Here is a 2,544-nt window from a genome sequence, read left to right as displayed (position 1 = left end):
TAGCTTCTGTAAGCGCTCTCTTATGTAATCATATTCCATTTCATTCTGTAGATAGAATATCTTAAGTGGCTTTGCAGGCTTCATACCAAGAAATGATACTCCAGCAGCTAAATGTACTAACATGGAAAGTAGAAAATTACTTTTTCCTATTTTTGGAGTTCCACCTATGACCAAAAGACCACTTGGAGTTAGAATTCTTGGGCCTATTATATCTTTTGGCATTGGTGATTTATCATTCAAGTAATGCCTTGCTGAAAACGATGTAATTTTATGTTTTGTTGTGTTTTCTTTAGTATTTAACCACTTCTTAGCGGAATTTATATCACCTTTCACTAAAGTCCAAAGATCAATGATATCACCACTAATTCCTTTAGTAAAATTATGCCAATTTCCAGCTTCTTTACCCACTATTTTAACTGTAATCATATCCCCGTCACAGTTGCCAACATAAGTCCTCTCTCGATAAAAATTACCGTTTGGAATTAGGTAAGGTACACACTCCTTAATATTATCAATCAATAATCCTTTTATTTCCTTTCTCTGCATAAAACCCCCATACATACTTTTCATACGTTTAGAGCTGAGATTAGCTAGCTCACAAACAGTTTCAAAAGACTCTGAATCAAACCATTTAATTGCTTCTTTCTTTAGCTCTAGATTTTTTCCTGCTGCATCTTTGATAGCTCTCTCAATTACAGCAATCCAGAGCTTCTCTTCGTCGTACTTCAAAATGGCAACCAATCAACTTCAGATTGTTCTGGAGTAATAACCGTAGCAATCTTGTTCTTTTCTCCATACCGATCAGCTTCAATGCCAACTTTTGCAGTAAACTCTACCCCGTTAAAGTCAGCTATAGAGTTGACTTTTCTAGCAATAGCTGCTTTTTCTGAAGTGTCATTTGAATGAATGTTCCGTGCTGACTCCAAAATACTTCTAAGCATAGAACGACCAGATTCTCCCCAAGTATCTTCTCCTTCAACTCTTGCTTTGCCACTTTTAATACCAATTACTTGAAAAATCTTGCGTTTTGCATATGGACCTTCAGTGACAGTAAATTCAACGTTTAAATAGATGCTGCCAGTAGTGTAGCTTTTCGTGAACCAATTTTCATAACCTCCTGGTTTAATTGCCATTTTTACCTTGACTATTGTACCTTTTGGTATTAAATTACTCTGTAATTTTGCAGTATTAAAATCAGTTAAAAAATCTGTTAGCATATTGTTCCCTATAAATTAAGTAAAAAAAAGAATCAACTCCATTGGTCTACAAGTTTCCAACGACCATTTATCTTATCGACAAGCTTGCTTGCCACACGTTCACCATTTCGCAGCTCAAACACTATTTGACGGGTAGTGCTTTCTTCATCATGAGCAAACATCACCATGCCAGTGCTATAAAATCCACGTAAAGATCCAGCACCGCTTAGGCCTTGAAATGGATCTTCTTCCAGCATCTTTTTGGATAGTTTTTTTGTGTGGTGGGTAAGGATTATACCTGCATCTGGATTAATAATGTTCCTCAGTCTTTCAAGCGTTTTTTGCAAAAAGAATAGCATAGCGCTGTTGTCATTTTCATTACCATATTCACTTGAGTTAAAAATGTTACGAAGAGGATCAATTGCAATAATATCAGGTTTGAAACGCTCTTTAACGGTGCTTTTGATCTCATCTATTTCTTCACTGCTGAAAGATAATTGCACTCTTGGCGTGATAATTAAGTTATTGGCAGCTATATCCAAAAGTTCTTGGTCGAATGTCAGTTGCTGTAAACGCTCTTTCATGTATTCATACTCAATTTCAGTTTGCATGTAGAAAATTTTCATAGGACGACTAGGAGTCATACTGAGAAATGAAACTCCGGCAGCCATGTGAATCAACCAGGAAATAAGAAAATCACTCTTGCCAATCTTAGGTGGGCCACCCAGTACCAATAGACCTCTTTTAGTTAGAATCCTTGGTGCGATTATATCTTCTGGTATTGGCGATTGATCATTCAAATATTCTTTCACACTGAAAAAGGGAATTTTTTGACCGATATTGAAAAAGCTTTGTTCCATAATAATTATTCTCCAATTTTTAATTAAGCAATAGGAGCCAAAGTTTTGGCTTTAATTTTCGCAAGTAATTTACCCAAATGTGGTTCTTCAACCATATTCAGGCAGCCACTTCGATCTTTAGCTGGGTATCCCCAAGTATTAATAGTCTGACAGATAAATGAACGTACTTCTGTGCCATTATCTTTCTTAATTCCAACCATGCTGATTACCTCATCAACAATACCTGGAATCTCACTAGCAGTTTTAGCTCCTTCACATTGAGGTAGCCAAGTTGGACGATTGCAGTCATCGAGATATTGACCTAATGTGCCAACTATGATGATGTCTTTATCTCTGATATGTTGAAACTGATTGAGCCAAGCCATCATCTCTTGAGCAAGTAACCCATAAGCAGCTCTTTTGTCTTCTTTTCCCGATCTATCAGAAAAACACTCAGGTTGCATCCTTGCCGATAAAAGATATAAACGTGAAACAACGGTTATACTATC

At 36.5% G+C, this 2,544-nt stretch carries 4 protein-coding genes; all 4 read right to left on the bottom strand.

Features of this window, described 5'->3' with window-relative positions; genetic code table 11:
• Nucleotides 1-729: AAA family ATPase (locus tag BA053_RS08025; RefSeq protein WP_245611580.1), on the bottom strand; the 729-nt coding region annotated here is incomplete at its 3' end.
• Nucleotides 726-1,217: a hypothetical protein gene (locus BA053_RS03510; RefSeq protein WP_065095312.1), complete on the bottom strand. Its 492-nt coding sequence runs from the start codon at nucleotides 1,215-1,217 to the stop codon at nucleotides 726-728. The genes BA053_RS03510 and BA053_RS08025, both read right to left, overlap by 4 nt.
• A gap of 32 nt (nucleotides 1,218-1,249) precedes the next feature.
• A complete protein-coding gene (locus tag BA053_RS03505) occupies nucleotides 1,250-2,056 on the bottom strand; it encodes an AAA family ATPase (protein ID WP_065095313.1) in 807 nt (268 codons plus the stop codon).
• Between the two features lie 23 nt (nucleotides 2,057-2,079).
• Nucleotides 2,080-2,544, bottom strand: a 465-nt coding sequence (locus tag BA053_RS08020; protein ID WP_245611578.1) for an AAA family ATPase, incomplete at its 5' end; no start/stop codon positions are given.

Source organism: Wolbachia endosymbiont of Nomada ferruginata, from assembly GCF_001675785.1.
GTDB lineage: Bacteria > Pseudomonadota > Alphaproteobacteria > Rickettsiales > Anaplasmataceae > Wolbachia > Wolbachia pipientis.
This window is presented reverse-complemented; position numbering and strand designations above follow the sequence as displayed.

Excerpts from the sequence above, each read along its gene's own strand:
- BA053_RS03510 (WP_065095312.1), bottom strand. The coding sequence starts at position 1,217 with ATGCTAACAGATTTTTTAACTGATTTTAATACTGCAAAATTACAGAGT.
- BA053_RS03505 (WP_065095313.1), bottom strand. The coding sequence starts at position 2,056 with ATGGAACAAAGCTTTTTCAATATCGGTCAAAAAATTCCCTTTTTCAGT.